Genomic DNA, 21,573 nt, shown 5'->3' on the forward strand with positions numbered 1-21,573 from the left:
GTGCATTCCAATCGTGATCGTGAAGAAAAATTCCTAAAACTGTCTGTGCGGGCGGCTAGGTGCTGCGGCATGGCGGCACAGGGGGACCACGCACGGGGCATTGCCACGCGATCTTGCCCGGCCGGCACGCTCTCCATGCCGAAGTCAGGTTGATCAGGTGCGCTTCGGTTCTCATCTCTGGACCTGCCGAGGCGTATCGGCGGTGAGGCTGAGCTCCACCCTCCGGTTGTTCTGGCGGCCCGTTTCGGTCGCATTGGCGGCGGCGTAACAGCAGGCGCCGCTACTTCCCACCTCAAGCTGAACTGCAGGCACGTGCAGATGGCGGCGCAGATAACGCTCGACCCTGGCCGCGCGCTGGTGTGCGATGGCATCGTTCAGAGCCGGCGTTCCAGTGTTGTCTGTTCTGCCGGCGATACGAATATGGGACCCTGGCTGCACCTGCGCGAGAAATTGCTGCAGAACGTGTTGGGCCGTTCTATCGAGACGAGACGAGCCCGGCGCAAAGTGCACCGCAAGTTCAGTGACATCGGACAAATCATTTTCGTTCGCTGCACCGGTACCCACGGGTGTTCCAGCCAGTGTCCGCTGGGTGCTGGCTGCCGCGATCGTGGTTTGCGGCACCTCTTCAATGTACGCATCCCGCCTTGCCAGCGTCTTGGGCGTGCGCGTAGGGCAAGCTGGATCGATGCACAGGCCGTAGCGTGCATGTTTACCGTAGTGAAGCTGGGTGATGTGCTGCATGTGGGACCCAGGCGTGACTGCGCGGGAAGACAGTCCTGCAGGTTGTGGCTGGGTATGCACATTTTCGCAGGAGGCCATCAGCAAGCTGACTGCAGCCATTCCTGTGGCGGCTAGTGTGGCATGAGCAATAGAGCGTCTCATGTCAGCCCCACTGCCACCAGCGCAAGCTGCGTTGGGACGACCGATTCAGCTCGCGCATTTTTCTGAGTCTGGTACCTGCCCCGCGGCGTAGCGCGGCGTATTGCCGGCGGCTTGGTATTGGTCAGAAAGCCGTATACGCGCCAGGCGTAGCGGGTGCGCGTAGCCTGGCATTGGGCCGCATCAAGTTTGGTACACGAGGCGTTGTATGCTCCGATCGCCTCCCAGGTGTTGCCGTACCTTTGCAGCTTTTCCACGAGAATGCGGGAACCAGCATGAATGTTTTTACAGGGCTCATGCAGTTCTTGCTCGGTCACCCCCAAATTGCGTAGGACCCGTGGATCAGAATTGACACCCATATAACCGATATCCACGGTACCGGTTTGGCGCAGATGGCGGCGATTGACTGCGTTCGGATCCAATGACGATTCCGCTCGAGCAATCGCATAGAGCAGCGCTGCCGGCACATTGTGGCGAACGGCGGCTTGTTCCCAGCAAGCCCAGGCAGGACCCGGACAAACAACGAGGATCGCTATGAAGCATAAAAGATGTCGTTCCATGGCAAGGAGCAGGCATAAACCCGAAAGCGTTGATCCACCCGGCGCGCGCAGGCGCCAGACCATCGAGGGTGCACATCGGGTAAGCCTGGCATCAGCCTGGCAAGGTCACTTCGGGTCGCATATCCGTTTGCGGTATGCCTTGCAATCTGCCTCTTATGGCAGGTGCGATACTGCTCGCTCGGCGATATTGCGCCGGGCCTGTTCAAATACTTTCCCTTGCGCCCCCTCTTCCTGCAGGGCAAGGGCGATGCACGCGGTCGTAAACTGTCCCAGGTCAAATCGAGGATGGGGATGCCGGTTCATTTCTGACTTCTGCAGCGCCAGCAACAATACATACTGGGCGCGCCAGATTTCCTCTTGTCGACGCGGCATGCATTGGTCTCGCAGCACCATCTGGGTATGCAAAAAGGAAAAAATATGCTTCGCGGGTTCCGGCTGCGCAAACACTCTTGCAATACAAGCACTAATCAGATCGGGATGCCGTAATTTTGGCGAACAATTGTGATGATGGTTGAACAGCTGGTCGAGCTGATGAAATTCCTCCAGCCATACTAGCGTACCAACCGTTTCCTCACACCCCGTCGATGAGGCCGCAGAACGATGCGTAGCGGCCGTGTGAGCGGAAGATGAGGACGGCATCGGACGATATTCAGTATTCATGGCGACTCGAAATCGAAATTGACTGCGTATGACATCATGCTAGCGTATCGCAGCTACAATGTTTGTCCAAAAAGTCGCGCTTTTTGTGGACTATTTGGATGAACCCAGATTTCCCTCGGCGTGTCGCTACAGCTACGGGACTTCTACCTTCACACTCACGCATACTGCGCCACCATTTGTCCTGCCAGCCACGCGATCACACACAACATGGCGGGCAACAGAAGCGGGGACAGTTGAACAGGAAGCACACACGCTACTGCCACCAGACAAATCAGCAAAATCGCCATGCCCATTGCTGCCGCGAACCACTCCGGGTGCTGCTTGGCGAACACCAAACGTTTAGTACGCCGACGCACCAAGGCATCCACGATGCAGGCTGTGATCAGCACCACGAACAGTGCCCACCACTGCACGATGCCTGCCAGTCTATACAGCGCCAGCATGGTCAACATATCGAGCGAGCGGAAATAGCTGTTCTGAAACAGCTGCAGACGCACCCGGCCCAGGCTATCGGCGACGGGTTGTGCTACCGGATCGCGCGTCACCTCGTGGACGTTGGCCGATGCCGGTTGGGAGTCCAATGCAGCTTGATACTGAAACATGCGGCTCAACACGCGGCGTGCATACAGATCGCCCCAGCAGTCCGCACTGGCCATATGCTCCGCGCGGATCTGCGCGACAAATCGCTGAGGCGGGAAGGCTGACGGCAGGTACAGCACCAGAATCAGGAGCACGCTCAGCGAAACAATGGCCATCAACCGAATCAGCATGCTTCACCCTCCTCCTTCTGATCGCGGCTTACATCGTCCGCGCCAGGGTCAATTAGCGTAAACCGCCCCTTGTAGACATGGCCGCCAGACACGGAGGCGAAGAACTGCAAATTGGGTAATTTACCGAGGATCGATGGCGGGACCAACTCGTTGACTTCCTCGCTCAACTGCGTTGAATCGACTGCCGTAAAATCCGTAAAGTGGCCGTCCCTGGCAGTGTTGTGCCCGACTTTCATGCTATGGATGGTGGTCTGCCCCAGTGTTTCATTGATGAACTCCTGAGTGGGCTGATCTTTGGTTCGGAAGGCGATGAGGTTGTTCAAGTTCCCCAATGCCATACGTGCCGTCTCCTGGCTGCCAAGGCGTTTCGCCAGGTCGGCAATCGTCTGCATGGCGGCCGTGGTGTACAGCCCTCCCTCGGCACCTTTATTCAGTATTTCGATCAACGGTTGATTGATCACGTTCGATAGCTCATCCACAAACAGGGAAATGCGCCGCTCTCCTCCCAGGTTGTAGCGAATGCCTGAGCGGGCCGCCAGGTCGGCCAGCGCCATGGCGCCGATTGCCGTTGCAACGGAAGGATCTGGCAACGAATCCAGACATAGAAGCAGCACATGTCCCGCGCGCTCGATCTTTTCCAAATTCATGATGGGCCGCTGATCATCCGCATCAAACGGATCGGGAGACAGGCTTTTTCCCAAGTCTCCGGATGTCAGCATGGACAAGATCGGTAAAAGATTAGCGGTTATTTTCTGATAGTGTTCCCGGTTATGCTGGAATACCCGGACTTGGGAACTGACCACCGGATCACGCCTAGCCTCATGCACATGGTGATCGTAGTAGGTCACATACGCCAAGAGTTCATGGCTCGCGGCTGGTGTCGGCGATTTGATCTGCCCTCTCCGCGCCTTATCGAGCAAGCGCACCATGTCGGGCGTACTACGCCACTGCATGCCAATGAGCTGTTCGTAAAAACGCTCGAGCGCCTGTTCTAGGATAGGTTCGACGCCTCCTTCAATGTATTGCTTCAGCTTCGCCAAATTCGGACGCTTCTCCAGTTGCACCATCCCTTGCACGACGACATTCACTGCGTCCCAACCAAATGCGCTGAACGTTCCAGCAGTATCTGGTGGCATGATTGACTGAATACGCGAAGCGACTTCGGTGGGCTTTTGCCAGTTAAACGTGAAGTCAAGACGAACACCCGTTTCCGGAAAGGCAGGATGAAACCAAAGAAAACTGTCTGGCTCGCGATACAGTTGACAGGCCTTCATGACCAGTCGCTTGAGGCGGCGTGAATTTTTCGGATCAATAATAATGACGACATCGCCACGGCGGATAGCCTGAAAAATCAACCAGCCAAGGCATACCCCTTTGCCCGACTGCGTAGTTCCGACCACCAATGTGCCCCCTTCAAAGTTCTGCAGCGGCCGCATCAACAAGCGCTCTTCCGACTCGACGCCATGAATCCAGGGTAGGCCAATCTCTGCGTCAGATTGTGGATTGGGTTGATATCCCAGAGCGCGTATGAGCCAGGGAGAAATGGTCATCGCGCGATAATCGATCTTGATCAACTCATAAAGCCGCTGAGAGTGCAGTGGCAACCAGATAAAGCCCAGGCCAAACACGACCTGTTCAGGATCGCCTGTCCATGTCGCCAGCCGGGAAATTGAAACCATTTCCAACGCGCGGCCAGACAACGCGGCACGAATACGCACAACACGCAGAGCTTGCCGGCAGCGAATCAAGGCAATGAGGATTGAGAAAAAAATGAGCGGAAAACCCGCACGCGGCGGCAAATGATCAGGTATTAGAAGGTAAAAAATAGCGGCGGCGAGAATCCATGCCAGAGCGGCCACGCCCTCAATGGGACTACGCCATGGCATTTCATACCGTCGCAGCAACATGATCAACCTGCATCCGAATTGATTGAGGTATCCCCTGCTGCATTCATGCCCTCGACAAATTGGCTAGCGATAACCATTCCAGCCAGTTGCTTGCCATGCAGGTTGTGATACTCAACAGGCTCGGTTCCGGCCGGCCCTACCACCAGCATGTTGGCATCGGCAAGTGCGCGTAGCGCCATCTTCGCATCCGCCTGTCGCGCCACGAAAGCGTCCATGGGGACAAACAGACCGGAGGCCGTCGGATAACATGCCGGTGGCATGCTCGTATCGTTTAGAGACCTCACGATCGCCTGCAATATCTTGGCAATGCCGGGATTCAGGCGAATCGGTGCGCACAACGAGTAGCGGCCCTTTGCTGACTGCATTGGCTCGGTATTTTTGACCTTCTTCCCCCTTCCTTGACGAGCACCTGCAGGTGGTTCGCTACCAGTGCCCGCCGCAGTTGGGGGAACCGGTGGGATGGATGGCAACGACAACTGACGATCGCTCACATCCGGCGGCGTCTCTGTGGCAACCCATTCGCCCTGAACCTGGGAGGATGCCGCCTTCGCCTGCCGTGGTCTAGCATCATGCTCCGTAGCTGGCACCTCGTCATGAGCGCGGCGGACAGCAATATCCATGTCCAGCGCCACTGGTGGCGGGTGCAACACAGCAAGGACAACGCCTGGCGTCACCAGCTTCAACGCCTCCAAGGGTTCAGGGGCGCCTGGCGGCCGGATTAACCAAACAGACTCGTCCGAATTCATTGGCAGGATGATCCCGGCATCGCTCAGAATTTCCATGGCCTTCACCGGGGAGGCAGGTAAGCCATACAATCCCTCGTCTTCCAGCAAGTTGAGTATGTCGCTTATTCCGTTCGGCCACACCAGAAACAGGCCGTCCCGCCCGAGCCACATGCGGGACCGTTCTGCATTGGGCACCCATCCCTGATGTGACTGCACGAGCTCGCGCATTGCTTTGAGCAGAAACCTGGCAAGGTAAGCCCGCGCGCGGGCCTTGCCTGCTTGCGTGTCGGCTTCGCGCAAGTCTCGGTAGATCACCAAAGTCGACGCACGATTGACGAGATGGTCAATGACGTTGTGATCTTGATATTTCACTTCACCACTGATCGCCGCAAGCATGTGGGCGACGATCATCGAGTCGTCGTGACTCAGGTAGGCCAGGGTATCTGGCGGCAGGATCATCGGTAGCGCGAACAATGACAGGGAGCGGCACTCCTGTCTGGCCTCCCCCCATCGGACGAACAGACGGTCAACCTCGCGTTTGTCAATCCACTCCCCAAGGGGTGCCAGGTATGGCTGCCACACGGTTCCATGCGCATCACTCACAACGACCGTGTCCACGACGCGGTAGAGGTACGCGCATAGCCCTGCAACGAAGGTAGCAAAGCGCCAGCGTGGCTCCAACTGTCGACGGGTTGATATCGTCGCCCTGCCAGCGAAAATCTGCGAGTCTGTCGCTTGCAGTGCGAAGAATGCGGTCTCCATGCCCAGGCGTGCCAAACCTCCAGGGCGAGCAAAAAAACTGTCCTGCGTCGCTGGCAAGACATTCACGTAAGCGATGTACTTCCTGATGAGCGGAAGCATTTCCTTGGTAAAGGCCTTAGCATCGCCGCCATAGGCCAGTTTGATGCGCCCCAGGATATCCCGATTGTCGTCCGAGATCGCATCGACAGTCCGGGGACGTATCCCGCCGTCACGCGCATGGCCGTTGATGGGATGTGAACGTTGAGGACAGGTGGGCGTGGCTTGACGGCCGCGATCACATTGACGATGGTGGCCAAGCCAACCCAGGTATTTGAAGAGATTCACTTTGGTCATAAGGAACACTCACGTGGCTATGTGAGCATTATGGCTATGCAAATCAACGTACTTCCAATTGAAAGCCGGCCCTCCACTGCGATCATTCATCGACACACGGCTCGGTCACCGATAAACAACCGCCCTCCTTTGACTACGCTAGATGTACAAGAAGGTTACCCGCGATAAGGGACCCGAGCATATCGGTCGGCACTACCGTAGCCAAAGGGGCAACCCTGCTGAAAGCAACTTTGCAATCCTCAATCCTCTCACTGGTTGCCGTGTACTTCCGCTTTCGCATGCGGATTGAATCCGTAGCTGTTTGCTGACGCTAGTAACTTCCATCTCAATACCCGACATTCTGATCTTCGCTCAATAAATCCAAATGCCTTTACATATCTCCTGCTAGTACACGCCCCATCTTGACCTCTTTAGGGAACAAGCTATTCGCGCGACTTATATCACGAAGTGACCTCAAGCAGCGGCATGGACCGTAGAATAATATTTTCAACAACACATGTCGATTCAATAAGAACCTAGGCGTAGGATCAGGCTTTTAGACGAGAGGTTGAATCCATGCGTGCTACTGCTACGTTGTCGCTACTAGGTGCCTGCTTACTTACTTCGGGCTGCCAGTCAGCTTACCTGTATAACAAGAAATCAGACGCCATAGCCAAAGCAGCGGCTGAGGACTACGAAGCTAGCAAGTTCAGTGAGCATTTAAAAGCTCAGCGTAAGGTATTAGTCACACTCGAAGATCGGGAAGTTTCAGCGTTTAGTAAGTTGACTCTCGCTGAGCGTGATCAAGCATTGCTCGCCCTTGTATCGTCTCAAGAAAAAGGCTTACCTGTAACTACGAAAGATGGGTTCGCCAATCGCCTGCTTGAAAAAATAGATGGTCGTCTGATTGCCCTAGATGGAAACCCAGATGCCCGACATGGTGCTAGGGCCAGTGAGGTAAAGGCGCGAGCGCTATTGAAGGTTTCTAGGGAGGGGCAAGTTCGTGCACGGCAGAATTTAGCCTTGCCAAACGACGGGTTTGATTCGATCGAGGCATGCAGTGACAAAGTAGCTAAGTTGGAAAAAGCTACAACTTCCGATGCTATCAAAGCGCTCGTAGAGCCGAATTTCGAGTCCATGGCAGTGGTGCTCTGGCCCTCGATTATAGGAAGCGCAAATGAACTTGGAAAGCAGTGCAGGATTGAGCAGGAGCAACTAGCGATCTTGAAAGAGTTGAAGCCTGAGCGGTCGTATTTCCTTGACCGTGCAGTAACGGCGTATGAGGTACAGGAGTCGGCAATCAAGAGCGCGGATGACAAAGCGAAAGCGTTAAAATCTGCGATGACAACCGCGGCTAAAGACTTGGCGGCTGCTACCAAGAGTAAAGCGGAAAGAGAGGCTCTTACTGATTTTAGCTGTCCTGCTGCCTCTGATGCTGCAGTTGCCCCTGCTGATCCTAATGCTACGTCTGCCGCTGCTGCGGGGGCGCTCGCAGCAACGGCAAAGCTCACAACAGAGGCGCCAGCTACTCCTGATACTGAACCGAAAAAAACTGTCATCACTTCAGCAAGCAATCTATGCAAGGCCCTCACTAAGTTGAAAGATCTCGGTTTTCGCGGTCGCAAGGTGGTTGCCGAAGAAAAAATTGCGCGGATCCGAGACGTTCTCCAGGCTATGAGTGGAATCACCCCGGAAACTCAATCTGCTGACACCGATTCATCGTTGGCATTGATAGCGGCAACCACGCGGCTCTCCGGCGCCCTGCGAATGTATCAGCAGGCAGGAAAATGGCCCTTACTTGAACCTTTGATCATTGAGAAGCAATTGGCAGATGCGCAATTAGCATCCGCGAATGCTCAGGTTGCGTTAGAGAAGCGGCGGCTCACCTACCACGCAGAAATTGTCACCTCGATACGGTCTGAAATCGAATTGCTGGATGAGGCCCGATATTCTCTGGTGAACGGATTTGGCGAGTTGGTCGACATCCGGCAAGAGGCGCCTTGCTCCAACAAGAATCTGAAACGGTGCTCATCATATGAGGCGCTCCTATCCAGCAACACCAGGGTGAATGGGGTACCCGAAGAGCGTGCGGCGTATCGGGCGATGGCACTGTTTGCAGAGTCTTACAGTGTAGGTAGAGATCGTCAGATGGCTGCTGGAGTGCGCCTAGCCCTGTCCAACTACCAGCGGAGCTATATATTGTCCGAAGAGGCGGTCGCATCCTGGACGGCACTACTTAATACCCCAGTAGACTTGCTGCGGCAGTACCACGCAGGAGGAATCACCACTGACGATGTCGCCCCGGTGATTTCCATCCTCCAGACCATTGGCATCTTCGGTATTGCGGATCGAGTCAAATAAGGAGCTAGCATGAAAGTAATCATTACGTTCTTAGCGGTATTTGCGGCCACGCTTGCCTACGCTGAAGATGGAAAGGAAAACTCTAAGCTGAGCTCGCCAGCCCAGCTGGCAAAAACGACGTCGGCCTATCTCGGTGCAGTTTCAGCGATGTTATCGAAGCAAAGTGCTGAGGTTAATCGGATGATTGATGAACGTACCGACGCCATTGCTGCACGTGAGCGTGCAGCTCTCACAGCGCAGAATCGAGTGAAGAGCGAGATTGAACACTACAACATGACTCGCAGTAACGTGCTTGCCGACAGTCTTCAGTCAATGATCCGCCGTAGCGATCGAGTAGCCACGGAACCTGCCGACTTGACTTCGGCGGAAGCTGCTCTCAGATCGGAAATCAAGGTGGCTACCGCGCTTCCACTCCTGTCGACAGATAAACTTGACTCAGCTGCTAAAAAGCTAGCAGTGCTAGCTGAGCAGCAGCCCCCTCTCGAGCGCGCGCAAGAGGCGATTGAGTTTTACAACGCAACCAAGGCTTCGGTTAACAAGATCGAAAAGGATGCTGAAGCGACAAAATTGAAAGCAGACGAAGAGTCCAAAAAAGCAATCTTACCAACTACCTAATGCGAGGTCATCATGAAAACACTCAAAGAGCTTCGAAATATCATAGCGAATGGCGAGCCAGAGGAAAAATTGACGGCTGCAATGGAGATTACAAACTTCATGCTGCCCTACAACGAGGAGTACAACCTGCTACTCGACCTTGAGGCGTCCGCTACCATAGAGCATTTCGCCATCACCCACCCAGAAAAGGGTGGAATCGATCATGGCTACCGTCTCGAACTGGAAGCGTTGCAAACTAGCATTATGGCACGGAAGTCGTTTCTGGACATGCAACTTCGTGCCTTTCAGAACAGCGAAATCGGCATCGATGCGCCTGACCAAGACGTAGTAGACAACGTTAAAAAGCTTACCGATAAAGTGGCGAAAATAGTGATGAAGAACCAGGCTATCAAGGGGATCATCGCATCTCTCGCGGAAATTGCAACGCTGATCAACAATACGATGGAAAGGTTGAAACCAGCGTAGAGCGTTCCGAAGCAGTCCCGCCGCAGCCCATTTCATCAAAAAATTAGATCATAGCAAGTTGCCACTGACAACCATTATGGCCCTCCATTATCTGCTAGTGGCTGCGGATAGCGGACGATCTGAGTGGCTCAGTGTACGAGATTATTGCGTCAATGGTGAGATAGCCCCCTGATTCCCCGGACACAGCCTATGCGTTATTCTTACGGATAGTAATAGGACTGTGCATATGACTAGGAACAAGCAAACAATCGAAGTGGTAACGGTGAGCCAGGAGCGTCGCAGACGCTGGTCAGCCGAGGAAAAGGCGGCACTGGTACGCGAGACGTACGAGCCGGGCATGAACGTGTCGCTGGTCGCTCGCAAGCACGGCGTGGGGGCGAGCCAGCTGTTCAACTGGCGCAAACTCGAACGCGAAGGTGCACTGATGGCGGTTACTGCCGGCGAATCGGTCGTGCCAGCGAGCGAACTGGCAGCTGCGCGCGCCCAGATCGCACAATTGCAGCGCATGCTTGGCAAGAAGACGATGGAGGCGGAAATTCTCAAGGAGGCCGTCGAGTTCGCTCGCGAAAAAAAGTGGATTGCGCGCTCGCCCTTGTTGGGCAAGGACGACCAGTGAAGCCGGTTTGTTCTGCCCTTGGTGTAGCGCGCTCGCATGTTTCGCAAATGTTGATTCGGCCGGCCGACTGGGTCGATGGCCGCACTGTACAAACGTTCCATCAACCTGCTGACGCGATCCTGGTCGACGCGGTGCGCGCCGAGATCACCGCATTGCCAACGTATGGCTATCGCCGTGCAGGCGCTCTGGTCAATCGAACACGCGCATTGATGGGGCTGCAAACGATCAACCATAAGCGCTTTTACCGGGTGATGAAACAGAACTCTCTACTGCTGCCCAAAGCACCTAAACGGCCCGTCAGTAGCCGCGTGCACGACGGTGTGGTGTCGGTGGCCGAATCGAACCAACGCTGGTGTTCCGACGGTTTCGAGATCGCCTGCGACAACGGCGAAGTGGTGACCGGCGTGTTCATGAAGGACTGCTGTGATCGTGAAATCATCGCGTGGCGGGCGTGGGCTGAACGTGGGTTGCCTGGCGAACCGGTACGTGACATGTTGGTGGAAGCGGTGGAAGCGCGATTTGGCCAGGCCAGTGTCGGATCGACCCGGCTGGAATTCTTGAGCGACAACGGTGGCGCCTACCGGGCCCATGAAACGCACGCCTTGGTGCGCGCACTTGGGATTGAACCGGTGCACACGCCGGTATGCAGCCCGCAGTCGAACGGCATTGCTGAAAGCTTCGTGAACACGTTTAAACGAGACTATGTGAACTTGATGGACCGCAGCAGCGCAGAAATCGTTCTGGCTCAATTGCCAGACGCCTTTATGCACTTCAACGAGGTCCATCCGCATTCGTCGCTGAAATGGAAATCGCCTCGCATGTTCAGGAGGGAGCTGGCGCGCCGGGCTCAGGAAAGTGGCGCTAACTAAACGATTGGCTGTGTCTGGTTATACGGGGGCAAGATCAAATGGCGAGTTTATGGGTTCGCTATAGATATCAAACCTAATGTTCGATAGCAATACAAAACTATCAGTGCGTCACTACAAAAAACGCAGAATAAACCATGCAATGACTAATTTTTCTCTACATTCAGGCGCAAGTCAGGTTTGCCAGCAAAGCTCGATTGAATACGGGAATCCGTGGCATATCGTTTGACGAGCTTGCAAAACACACATCCGGAGTGATCCGCCGAGGTATCCCCGAGTGCGATCAGATAGCGGCAGCGGCAACGCGGGCAGGTATGCAGCGCCAACTGCGATGAATGGTGGGTCCAAATGCCCTCTACGCTAGCGATCAGCTCGAAAGCGCGATCAAACGAGATGCTGGAACGGCCATTCCACCGCTCTCGATACATCTTGTAGGCGCAGACCATGGCCTTCCGTGCCGAACATGCATGCTGCGTACGCAGGAAATGAAAAATAGTGGCGATCAGTGACGCCTCGGCACGTTGCACCAGTGTCGCCATATGGTACCAATCCTGCGAGCTAGGCCATCGACCGCCGGTGGCCACCCGGTCATTGTAGAAATACTCCCGCAGCAGCGATGCACTCAATCCGGTCAAATAGGCGACGGTTTTCATCCGCGCGCCCTGTTCGACGCAGGATTTGGCAAGCTGCAGGGCCTGAATGTGCCGCTCTGCATGTTCGTACGCCATACGTCACCTATGCGAGGCGCGCATGAGCCGTAGTCGCCTGGCCGGCACGCGAGGGGCCACGGGTTGCATCCTGATCAACAGCGCGGACCCGGCACAACGTCATGGCCAATACGGGCGGCGTTTCCAGGAGAGTCTTAAAATTACCTATCGGCTTAAACAAGCTTTCATGCGACATGCTAGCGGCAAGCTGCTGCAATGAGTCCACGCTCATTGCGGCGAGCGTCTCGGCTGAGGCAGTGTCGAGGTGAAAGGTACAGCAAGTGGCCAGGAGGTCTTGCTTCAGACCCACCTGGATAGTGAGTAAGTAATTCAAATTGAGGTACTGCACGTCCGTGTATCGAATCGCGTCTTCCATGGTCCACCCCGCTTTGCCCCGCTACTGCGGGGCGTGGTCATTAATCCGGTTTCCGCTGTGCACATCTGCCCGGTCGGTCAACTGATTAGCGAAGTCATGAGTACGAGGACTACGCGCGTAGGCAATAGCACATTAAAAAAAGACTACTCCGCAAAATTTCAAAGGTCAATAGCAACTGCTAATCGAATCAAAATATTTATATGCACTTTAGCAAACTTTCACTGGAGGAAATCCGATTCCCCCTCTAAAATCAAGCTCAGCCCCATAAAAACATACCTATAACAACTGCTACAAATAATCTACAAACAAACTAAGGTCTCTCACTTTACCTCGGCCTGGAGACAAAAATCGTGACAACAAGCAATAACATCCCGCTTACCAGAGAGGCCGTCCGCGAACTTGACATCGATATCGTCCCTGGTGTCCGGCAACGGCTCATTGCAGAACTCGACAGACGGGGAATACATCCTGGTCAACGCGAGCACTTCCTGAGCCAGATTACTGGCCGAGCGCTGCAAACAGTGGCACGCTGGATCGATGAAGAAAAACCAGGTTTGCCCGATCTCAAATCCCTCGCCATTGTCTGCCTTCAGTTCGACATGGATGCGAACTGGATCCTGGGATTAACGTCGCATCGCATCCCTTTCCCACGGCAACAATTAACGCCTGGTGTGCGCCAACAAGTGCATGGCCAGGCGGCTCCGCCCTTTGACTGGATCGGCCATTTACTGGCAGAGACAGCATTGCTCAATGACACCGACTTAGCCGGCCTAATGCGTGGCGACGACATGGCCCCGTTAATCCAGGAAGGATCCTTGTATTTCTTTGATGCGTGTGTCCACGAAATAGATATCAATGGCATCTACGTACTTGAATATCAGGAAAAGGTGCTTGTGAGACACGTAGAGATCGTGGTGGGCGAAGGACTTCTCCTACGCTGCGAGAACGCGCGCTACAAACCAACCATGGTAAAAATGGCCAAAGTCGCAAGCACATTAAAAATCGTCGGGCGCGTTAAGAATGTACTGAATTTTTCAACCCTATAACATCACAATCTACGGGCCAATAGGGAGCTAAATCCCATTCAATATCTTGCAATAATCCATTTAATTGAGAACACATGCACAGCGTCGTAGCTTCGGTTTTACTTATTATTGGTCTTACTTCTACAGGAACCGCCCTCTGGAATGGACAGTTAATCGCAGCACTTGCAATTGCTCTGGCAACCGCATATGCCGTTCTTGCTTGGTATTCAGGCATCATTGACTCCCTGACGAACCCGATCTTCCAACTAGCAGGCGCAGTCGTCATTCTTCCCATTGGACTGGTAGCAATTCTAAACAACAATAGGGCTCTTAATGTGAATCTTCAGGTCGCATATAGTGCCGTTCTTTATGATCTTGGCACGATGGAATTGCACTGCGATGTCAGGTCAGCAGAGCTTCGAAAACTACAGGAATTCGGAGTGATGGCTTGTGCAATGCAAGGCAATTCAGACCAGTTAGGTGTCCTGAATGAGCTGAGCAAAGGAATCCATTTCGGGCCAACGCTCACAGTGCTGGACAGCGGCGCTGCACTGCTAGACAGCGAAAAGCCAAACTACTGTGCCAAAACCTTCAAAGCAGCTGAAAACCTATGCCCAACAGCATTTATGTCCTTGAAAAAATCATATCGCAGCGCGCTACTTGAAGCAGCACAGTAATCATCTATCCTCCATGAGGCAAGCCCTTCGGTCCTTTGATTTAAAACACCTATGGGAGATCAAATTCTGGTACACAAATGAACACGGCATCGATCTACAGTGTGATGGCAATGTGCGTTGCTCCGCAGACGCTTAATACCACTCCCCGGTGGCGGAAAGACGCCCCCGGGGATTTTTCAACCATGCCGCGATCAAATTAGGCAGCTTCGACGATCTGTTGCCATTCCTTGCCCGACAACTCCAACATCTTTCCACCGATCTCCTCGAACTCAGTGGCACGATCATAGTCATCCACTTCCTGCGAGTAGCCTGTCACCGCATTAAGCAAGCCGTAGCCGTTCAGCTGCTGTTCCGAAATCAGATGGCGTAGCACGCCTGCACGTTCCGTCTCGTTCAATACGAAGCGATTCGCCAACACCTCCACAGATTTCACCGGATCGCCCGTCAATGCGATGCCCATGGTTTTGCGCATTTTTTCCGATATGAGTTGAAAGGTTGTCTCCGACACCGCAGTCTGCACCATGTCCCGCGCTTTCAAAAAGATCGCGCGATCTTCGGCCTCGACTGTGTCATCTTGCAGAATAACGTCATCGCCACACTCCAGCAAACGCCCAGCATGGTTTTTCCGCATCGAGCGCTCACAAGCGATGAGCCCATTGCTGCATTTCAGCCGAAAAATCAACGGTTCGACCCGCAGCCGTCCCACGCCGATCTCCGAGTTGCTGACCACGACGCCTGCCTGCAGTACGTCACCGGGTGCAACCTCATGCGTCACCTCGGCACTGACCACCTTTAAATACATCTTGGTTTCGGTCAGCTCCACCGACTCAAATCGGGCGCCGGGCAGTTTGAGCAAGATCGGCAAAATACTTTGGGCCAGATCGATGTTGTCAAGCCGACGGAAGCGCGACGACAAAAAGGCCCTGGCCCGTCCCGCCAAGGTCCGCACCATATAGCTATCGGTGGCATTGATTCTGAACCACGCATTGATGTTTTCATCGAGCAGTTCGGTATCAAACGAACGCATGCGCTTAAAATACAGCAACGGTATATCCAGTTTCTTTGCCAGCTGCCCACAGGCAAAATCGTTCATCAGGTAGCGCTTTTTGCCATAGGGTTCGTCAATGACGAGATTGCACTGCCCTGCTGCTGTCGTCTCGCTCACCAGCTTCGTCGCCGGCACGATCATGTCCTTCTTGAGCGCCGCCTGCCGCTCAAGTTCGACGACGAGTTGTTCCAAAGGACGTCCTGTTTTCATCACAACCTCCATGAAAAAAGCGGGCGATGCAACTCCCTGGAGGGAGCGCATCCCCCGCAGGGTCAAGCACGCGGAACTCACTGAGTTCCACGTGGGCGCACTATTGCGCCAACATGCGGCGACCAAACGGCCGCCGCGCCAAATTCACTGCTTTGCTCTCAGCACCTCACGCCGCATGACACGTGCGGTGTGAAATCGTCAGTAGCACCTCTGCCCAATCGGCGCCCGCCGACTTCGGCACAAACACCTCAGCTGATTTCCCTGCCTGTCCTGCATGGGATTTCAAGTAGCGTCGGGCAAGGCTATAGGCCGCAGCCTGCCCATCAAAAAATGCATGCGCGTCGTTGTCGGCGTAAATTCGTAGGCGTTTGACTGTTTCCGGGATCCACAGCTTTTCCAGGTTTCCAGCACTCATCCCCGCCCACACCGGCTGATGCGAACGCTTCATCACTGCCAGCGCCGTTTCGATGCCTTCACACACAGCCAATTCGTCCGTGGATGGCGCCAGACGAATTGCTGCACCGCCTATCCCAGCACACAGCAGCTTCTTGACCGCGCATTCGCTGGCCTTCTCGCCATTGCTCAAGTAAGTCCGATGCAACGATACCGTGCGCCCGCTCTTGTCCTGCACGCAGGCCACCATGGCAGGGTAGCGTCGAACCACAACGGCTTGACCAGTGAGAAAATTGCGCTCGTAGTATCCCAATGCTGGATGCATGCGCAGCGTCGATGGATATCGCTCCAGGTTAACGCCACGTTTCCGCAGATACCTGTCGACCTCATCCCCCGGCGCAACGGGCACCGTTTCAGCCAGAATTTTCCGAATCAGGCCGTCACGTTCCAGGGGTGAATCCAGAGGAAGCGAGAGCGGCGCCCTCGGGGCGTTTCCACCAAGGTAGCCATCTACCCTACTCAGCGCATCAACCGCATTCAGTCCTAGGCAGCCCATCAACAACTTAAATCCGCCACCGGCGCCGCAGCCACGGCAAATATAATTACCGTGGCCAAACTTGTCCGTGTATTGAAACCGGTCAGTGCCGCCGCAATCACCCAATGGGCACGGCTGATTGCGTTGGTTGAGCACTTTCGCATCCACGCCCAGCGCCAGCAGGATTTCCGTCCATCGTCCAAACGCGCGCTGCTTAACCTGCTGAAAATGCGCGTTGAATTCTTCCCTATTTTTGCTCATGTTGACCTCCCCATCTCAGCCCCCGAGCAAATTGCCTCGGTTCGGGCACGCCACACGGAGTGTCAACAGCCACCCGTGCTCTATGGCAAGGCCAACTCGCCCCGACAGCAGTTCGTTTAACGTGAGAAATATCGTTCTTCTCTCCGGCCGGCCACGCTGTGGATCGACCTGAAAACCGCCAGGCACAAAGGACAAGCGTATCGACCGCAGTTCTTGTCCGAGATAGAAAACACGACCTGGCTGCCCCACAACGATCTCGCTTTCCTTGATTCTGAATGTCAGCTCGTCGATATCTTGCACCTGACAAAAGCGAACGGAAGGAAATGTAGCGGCAATGGTGGCGTCACGCATGGCACCCTCCCTTCCTGCCAACCTGGCGTCCATCCTTACCGCCATAGCCACTCAAATATTCCTCATCGTCCTCTGCAATCATCGATGAAAAAAGATCGGATTGATGGAGCTTGATCTGCTCATTCATCCACTGCGGATTTTTGAACAAATTGTCGGAAATCCAGTCTGGCTTTGTCAGTACCGCCTGGCGGACCCACGCAGGGTAGTCGTGCAGCGCGCTCATAAACCAGTGGCACAACTGGGAACCAATCCAATCGCGCACTTCCTGCGCATCGATGGCGCCGATAAATGGTAGCTGCGACAACGGACTGCCACTCACCACCTTCATGCAATTGACGAAGGAAAACGGCTGCGTATCGCGAACCGGATCCGTGAACACCCAGCGAACCAGTTCAAACTTCTCATCCAGCGGCGCGCGCGGGTCGCTGAGCAAACTTACTTTGCGTAATAGCCACCAGTGCAATGCCACCAACTCTTCTTCTGAAAATTCAATCACATCGTCGTTGCTTTCGCACGCCGATATCTTGCTCACAGGTGCCCGTAACACGTCCGTATGGGAAGGTGTGGTCCTACCCTGAAGGACGCGACAATGGTTGATCTGAGATCTGCTCATGATTGCCTCGCATAAGAAAGAGAGACGAGGCGGCTCCCTCCCGGGATGCATCGTCCCAAGGGGGAAATAAATCATCCGGTTGCTGCGACACACCGGAACTTCAATTGACTGGCTTGATACTGTCGGCTGATGCCGTTTCGGCGGGGATGCCAGCTACCGTCCTGAAAACGCATGCAAAGTGCTTTGACGTGACTGCGCGGCACGCATGGCACGTCAAAAACACTCTCGTTATTCAGGAACACGGACGTCACGCCTGGAAACAGGAGACGGTCCAATCGGTGCTGCAGCGCGCGCTGGGCGCAATTGATAAGGCTTGCCGGACAATGCAGGGCTAGCTACTGCGATGATTCTGACTTTAGGCCGCCCTCCCCTGCCTGTCAACACAGGTTCGACGAAAAATGCTACCGGCAAATCCACCGGCAGTAGGAACACGCAGTTGCGTGCGCATCGATATGTGTATCGACGTGCCCGAATGGCGAACGCAGTACCCGCAAATACGCTTCCAAAGCTCCGCGCATTCCTCTTGAATCAACAGGATGGTGAGTACACCATGTTATGTAGCCCAATGGGCATTTTTGAGGATATCACCATGAACTACCCAGCTCCCACCCATTTGATCGTCACGCGTGATCACGGCGAAACCAACAGGAAGTTGCTGGCCAAGGAGGCCGCCGCCGATCTGACGCGCGTCGAATCAGCGAGCCGCAAGGTCAATATCACGCTCGCCAGTCCGGAAGGCAAGCGTTTGTACTTGCGCTGCTTCTACGTATCACAAGCGAATTTCCATTTTATTTCCGTCTTTGCCAGGATGAAATTACCAGCCGAGGATGTCGACAAAGTGGAGCAGGAATTGCGCACCATGCTAGACGCGCGCATAGCCCTCGCCAACCAGCGTATCGTCGCTTTCGAGAAACTGTGCCATCAACATGGCATCACCGAATTGGCCAGCTACGACATCGAACCTCTCGCCATCGAAGCGAAAGTGTTTTCCATGTTCGGCCGGCGTTTACTTGAGTTGATCAGCAAAGTCGACCAGCTTATGCCCATGCTCGAAACCTTATGCATTGACGAGGCGCTCTCGACAAGCCAACTGATCACCGAAAAATCGCACGTCAAGAAAACCGTACGGGCAGTGACCGCTACCACGCGCGCGCTATCGCTCGGCCTGCTCAAACGCATCAATGCACTGCCCGCAACCGAGCGCAAGCCCACCGCACCGAGCAGCCTCCCCTCCCAGGGCGATGATTCAGCCGTTTCTCCAGCGTTCACCGGAGTGACTCAACGAGCAGACCATCCGGCACCAAATCCGGCCCCTGAGCGCATTTTAAGCATTCCATCCACCCCACTTAGCGAAGAGGTGCAGACAAGTCCCTGACGACCCTTACAAGCCTTCCTACCCGCATCCCGGATAGGAAGACTTTCAACCCACCAACCATCCGGCACGGAGGAAGCCATGTGCCTTAAAATGTTACTCTGCAGTGAAGCGCCGGCGGCACGGGCATGGTGCTTAGCAGCGATGGAAACCGCGTTTGGTCCGTCCTATCGGCTGGAGCCAAGGGGCGGCGGCATTTCGCCCCTGGGCATGCCGCAAGGACAAAGCGGCATAGCAACCATAGTCATCGAGCAGGTATCCGGGTTCGTTCCGCATGATGTCCGGCGCCTGATCGAATGGTGCCATGCACACGACAAGGTGGTGTTGGCATGTGGAGTTTTAACGGAGGACGAGCGGGAATCCTACGGGCTGAGCCATAGCATCGAGCTGGACATCATTGCCGCACATGCACCGCTCTGTATTCAGTGGACTTCCTGCGCCGGCACGCTCCACCTTTTCGAAGAGATGTTCGTGCCAACGCTTAAGGCGGTTCAACGCACCGCCCATCTCTATTGTTCCGGACTACGATGCCAGCAGCATCGCATTAGCGCGGTAACAGGCGCTCGACGAACATCGGCACCTCACAAGGGGCCAGAGCGGAGGAAAAGTCCCATAGGCCATTCGCACGCCAACTCTCACCCACATGATCACTGCCAATCGGCCCCACGCCACTGACGGCCGCCGCTACAGCATCCGTCAATTGCCGTGAAATACCACCTAAATATGCCGCTTTTCAACTTGATGCCCACGATCAGCGCAGCCACCATGGCTCAGGATCATCCGTCATCGGTCATGCAGACAGCTCATCATGAAATACATCTCCCCTTCGAACCATTGGCCGTCTGCCACCATGATGGATCCTGCAGTTGGCCAGCGGGCATTAACCGAGGGGCACGCCGATCACCATATGAATTACCCGATGGATCGCGCGCGCATTACATTTGATACGACGCTGCTGGCATCGGATACTAGGCTCAGGAATTCAAAATATCGTGCAGCGCTGGCGCGGCACACCGGACGATGGAGGCTCAGATGGAACATCCCGTGACGTGGGTAAAAATCAGCAAATACGCCGAACTCACCGGCGATACGGCAGCAGCCGTGCACGCCAGACGGCGTGCCGGAAAGTGGTGCGACGGCATACAATGCAAGGTGGTCGATGAAATGCTTTGGGTCAATCTCGCTGCCGCTGAAAAATGGGTGGAAACATGGGGGCAAAGAACAGCGGTACGGGCATAGAACTGCGCAAGGGAGCACGCTCGGAAACGATACGCATCGTGTTCCAGTACCAGGGGAAACGCTGCCGCGAACCACTGAAGCTGGAACATACGCGCAACAACATCGCCTTTGCCAGGCGCTTGCAAGGTGCCGTGGTCAATGCCATCGAACGCGGTACTTTTGTCTACGAGCAATTCTTTCCCGATTCGCTCACCATCCGGCGCCAAAAGCAGGCACAGGCCGACGCGCAGGCTGCAGCTGCCGCGAAGGTGCGTCCGCCAGTGCTCATGGGCGACCTGTTGCGCGACTACCTGCAGATCGCAAAGCGAAACCTGGAATTGTCGACCTACAACTGCTACCAGCAGGTGGCGAAGAACCATCTGCTTCCCCAATGGGAGGACAAACCGGCCGCCGAACTGACCACGCGCGACCTGCGCAAGTGGATCATGAGCCTGAACGGCAAGAGCAAGACCATCCAGCTAATCCTCACCCCGATGCGCAACGCCATCGAGCTGGGCGTGACCGAAGGCGACCTGGAGTCGAATCCCTTCGACAGCATCAAGCTGGGCAAGCTGCTGCCGCGCGACCAGCGCGTCAGCAAGTTCAAGGCCGACCCATTCAATATCGATGAGATGGAACTCATCCTGAAAGCGTGCGAGCGCGATGAAGAGCGCAACATGCTGCAGTTTGCCTTCTGCACCGGCATGCGCCCATCCGAATACATCGCGCTGCAATGGGCGGCCGTAGACGAGCCGCACCACCAGGTCAGCGTGGCCGGCGCATTCGTCGACGGAGAAATGAAGGATCGTGCCAAGACGCTGAGCGGCTTGCGCACGATCGACATGCGCTGCGGCGCACTTGACGCGCTGCAGGCACAGCGTGCCCTAACGGGCGCTGGCGGCGGGACGGTATTCCTGCACCCGCGCAGCGGAAAGCCGTGGCAGGGAGACAAGCCCATCTACAACTGCTGGAAACGCATCATCAAGGCCAGCGGTGTGCGCTTCCGCAATCCCTACCAGACGCGCCACACTTTCGCCTCCAACCTGCTCATGCTCGGCGCGCTGCCGCTGTACGTCGCTACGCAAATGGGCCATGCAGACACGACCATGATCGTGCGTACCTATGGCAAATGGATAGCCGCGGGGCTCGACCATGGACGCAGGGAACGGCTGCTGCGCCTGTATGCACAGACGAACCCGCTGCGGGCAGATGAATTCCCGAAATACAATTAAAAATACCCAACAGACCCTCCCGCCGTATGGCCGCTATCGCCCCATTGCAGACGTAGT

20 protein-coding genes are annotated in these 21,573 nt (G+C 55.2%); 9 read left to right on the forward strand and 11 right to left on the reverse strand.

Annotated elements, in window-relative coordinates:
- Positions 1 to 171: 171 nt before the first annotated feature.
- The 6 genes from FJQ89_RS07300 to mobH all read right to left on the reverse strand — a co-directional run bounded on the left by FJQ89_RS07300 (position 172) and on the right by mobH (position 6,596).
- Positions 172 to 741, reverse strand: coding sequence for an OmpA family protein (locus FJQ89_RS07300; protein ID WP_168208392.1), 570 nt, complete (start codon positions 739 to 741; stop codon positions 172 to 174).
- A gap of 137 nt (positions 742 to 878) precedes the next feature.
- Positions 879 to 1,502 (reverse strand): lytic transglycosylase domain-containing protein, encoded by a 624-nt coding sequence (locus tag FJQ89_RS07305; RefSeq protein ID WP_141169673.1) that lies wholly within the window; start codon positions 1,500 to 1,502, stop codon positions 879 to 881.
- Positions 1,503 to 1,592: 90 nt separating this feature from the next.
- Positions 1,593 to 2,099, reverse strand: a complete 507-nt coding sequence (locus FJQ89_RS07310; RefSeq protein ID WP_141169674.1) for a hypothetical protein — start codon at positions 2,097 to 2,099, stop codon at positions 1,593 to 1,595.
- A gap of 155 nt (positions 2,100 to 2,254) precedes the next feature.
- Positions 2,255 to 2,869: an IncC plasmid conjugative DNA transfer DtrJ family protein gene (locus tag FJQ89_RS07315; protein WP_141169675.1), complete on the reverse strand. Its 615-nt coding sequence runs from the start codon at positions 2,867 to 2,869 to the stop codon at positions 2,255 to 2,257.
- Positions 2,863 to 4,776, reverse strand: a complete 1,914-nt coding sequence (gene traD, locus FJQ89_RS07320) for a conjugative transfer system coupling protein TraD (protein ID WP_141172678.1) — start codon at positions 4,774 to 4,776, stop codon at positions 2,863 to 2,865. The genes FJQ89_RS07315 and traD overlap by 7 nt, the downstream gene beginning before the upstream one ends.
- Before the next feature lie 2 nt (positions 4,777 to 4,778).
- The gene (gene mobH / locus FJQ89_RS07325) at positions 4,779 to 6,596 is read right to left on the reverse strand and encodes a MobH family relaxase (protein WP_141169676.1); all 1,818 of its coding nucleotides are present in this window, start codon (positions 6,594 to 6,596) and stop codon (positions 4,779 to 4,781) included.
- Between the two features lie 555 nt (positions 6,597 to 7,151).
- Between mobH and FJQ89_RS07330 the strand changes: the two genes are divergently transcribed.
- From FJQ89_RS07330 to FJQ89_RS07345, 4 genes are all read left to right on the forward strand, one after another.
- On the forward strand, positions 7,152 to 8,936 hold the full coding sequence (locus FJQ89_RS07330) for a hypothetical protein (RefSeq protein WP_141169677.1): 1,785 nt from the start codon (positions 7,152 to 7,154) through the stop codon (positions 8,934 to 8,936).
- A 9-nt stretch (positions 8,937 to 8,945) separates the two neighbouring features.
- Positions 8,946 to 9,551, forward strand: coding sequence for a hypothetical protein (locus FJQ89_RS07335; protein WP_141169678.1), 606 nt, complete (start codon positions 8,946 to 8,948; stop codon positions 9,549 to 9,551).
- Positions 9,552 to 9,563: 12 nt separating this feature from the next.
- Positions 9,564 to 10,016, forward strand: coding sequence for a hypothetical protein (locus FJQ89_RS07340; protein WP_141169679.1), 453 nt, complete (start codon positions 9,564 to 9,566; stop codon positions 10,014 to 10,016).
- Positions 10,017 to 10,242: 226 nt separating this feature from the next.
- Positions 10,243 to 11,501 (forward strand): IS3 family transposase gene (locus FJQ89_RS07345; RefSeq protein ID WP_423245175.1). Its coding sequence is split into 2 segments (ribosomal slippage): positions 10,243 to 10,591 and positions 10,591 to 11,501, totalling 1,260 coding nucleotides; the frame shifts between segments, so codons are not numbered across the junction.
- A gap of 143 nt (positions 11,502 to 11,644) precedes the next feature.
- Here the strand turns inward: FJQ89_RS07345 and FJQ89_RS07350 are convergent.
- Positions 11,645 to 12,226 carry a FlhC family transcriptional regulator gene (locus FJQ89_RS07350; RefSeq protein WP_141169680.1) on the reverse strand — a complete coding sequence of 194 codons (582 nt, stop codon included), beginning with the start codon at positions 12,224 to 12,226 and terminating at the stop codon, positions 11,645 to 11,647.
- Between the two features lie 705 nt (positions 12,227 to 12,931).
- Here FJQ89_RS07350 and FJQ89_RS07360 point away from each other — a divergent pair.
- On the forward strand, positions 12,932 to 13,627 hold the full coding sequence (locus tag FJQ89_RS07360) for a S24 family peptidase (RefSeq protein ID WP_141169682.1): 696 nt from the start codon (positions 12,932 to 12,934) through the stop codon (positions 13,625 to 13,627).
- A gap of 74 nt (positions 13,628 to 13,701) precedes the next feature.
- Entirely contained in the window at positions 13,702 to 14,283 is a 582-nt protein-coding gene (locus FJQ89_RS07365; RefSeq protein ID WP_141169683.1) for a hypothetical protein, read from the forward strand.
- A 196-nt stretch (positions 14,284 to 14,479) separates the two neighbouring features.
- Here FJQ89_RS07365 and FJQ89_RS07370 read toward each other — a convergent pair whose 3' ends face one another.
- The 4 genes from FJQ89_RS07370 to FJQ89_RS07385 all read right to left on the reverse strand — a co-directional run bounded on the left by FJQ89_RS07370 (position 14,480) and on the right by FJQ89_RS07385 (position 17,613).
- Complete coding sequence (locus FJQ89_RS07370; RefSeq protein ID WP_141169684.1) at positions 14,480 to 15,541, reverse strand: DUF932 domain-containing protein; 1,062 nt, start codon at positions 15,539 to 15,541, stop codon at positions 14,480 to 14,482.
- Positions 15,542 to 15,707: 166 nt separating this feature from the next.
- Positions 15,708 to 16,730, reverse strand: a complete 1,023-nt coding sequence (locus FJQ89_RS07375; protein ID WP_141169685.1) for a DUF7146 domain-containing protein — start codon at positions 16,728 to 16,730, stop codon at positions 15,708 to 15,710.
- A gap of 15 nt (positions 16,731 to 16,745) precedes the next feature.
- The gene (locus tag FJQ89_RS07380; RefSeq protein ID WP_141169686.1) at positions 16,746 to 17,081 is read right to left on the reverse strand and encodes a hypothetical protein; all 336 of its coding nucleotides are present in this window, start codon (positions 17,079 to 17,081) and stop codon (positions 16,746 to 16,748) included.
- Entirely contained in the window at positions 17,074 to 17,613 is a 540-nt protein-coding gene (locus FJQ89_RS07385; RefSeq protein WP_141169687.1) for a hypothetical protein, read from the reverse strand. The genes FJQ89_RS07380 and FJQ89_RS07385 overlap by 8 nt, the downstream gene beginning before the upstream one ends.
- A gap of 670 nt (positions 17,614 to 18,283) precedes the next feature.
- Here FJQ89_RS07385 and FJQ89_RS07390 point away from each other — a divergent pair.
- The 3 genes from FJQ89_RS07390 (at position 18,284) to FJQ89_RS07400 (ending at position 21,516) form a co-directional block, all read left to right on the forward strand.
- The gene (locus FJQ89_RS07390; protein ID WP_141169688.1) at positions 18,284 to 19,069 is read left to right on the forward strand and encodes a DUF1845 domain-containing protein; all 786 of its coding nucleotides are present in this window, start codon (positions 18,284 to 18,286) and stop codon (positions 19,067 to 19,069) included.
- Between the two features lie 1,029 nt (positions 19,070 to 20,098).
- Positions 20,099 to 20,305 (forward strand): excisionase, encoded by a 207-nt coding sequence (locus FJQ89_RS07395; RefSeq protein WP_205704585.1) that lies wholly within the window; start codon positions 20,099 to 20,101, stop codon positions 20,303 to 20,305.
- Positions 20,275 to 21,516 carry an Arm DNA-binding domain-containing protein gene (locus FJQ89_RS07400; protein ID WP_168208393.1) on the forward strand — a complete coding sequence of 414 codons (1,242 nt, stop codon included), beginning with the start codon at positions 20,275 to 20,277 and terminating at the stop codon, positions 21,514 to 21,516. Before FJQ89_RS07395 ends, FJQ89_RS07400 begins: the two co-directional genes overlap by 31 nt.
- The last annotated feature ends 57 nt before the right edge of the window (positions 21,517 to 21,573 follow it).

This window comes from Janthinobacterium tructae (assembly GCF_006517255.1).
In the GTDB taxonomy this organism is placed as follows: Bacteria; Pseudomonadota; Gammaproteobacteria; order Burkholderiales; family Burkholderiaceae_D; genus Janthinobacterium; species Janthinobacterium tructae.